Annotated in this window: 1 protein-coding gene; it reads right to left on the bottom strand. The window is 64.6% G+C overall.

From position 1 onward, the window contains the following. Positions 1-48: 48 nt before the first annotated feature. The coding region (locus ACVA6Q_RS24920) for a phosphoribosyltransferase family protein (RefSeq protein ID WP_446649265.1) at positions 49-237 on the bottom strand (189 nt) is incomplete at its 5' end.

Raw genomic sequence — 237 nt, 5'->3', positions numbered from 1 at the left:
GGGCATCGGTTTGTCTCCTCTACTGTCAATCGAACAATCCGCGCGAGCTCAATGGCCCGCAAAATTGCACACGGTACAGAGCGGCAGACCGCCCTCGATCAGCAAGCGCGAGCCGCCCAGTTCCGGCAGGTCGACAATCGCCGCGCCCTCCACCACCGTCGCACCCAGGCGCTCCAGCAAGCGCTTGCCCGCCATCATGGTGCCGCCGGTGGCGATCAGGTCGTCGATCAGCAAGAC

This window comes from Vibrio sp. DNB22_10_4 (assembly GCF_052879755.1).
This window is presented reverse-complemented; position numbering and strand designations above follow the sequence as displayed.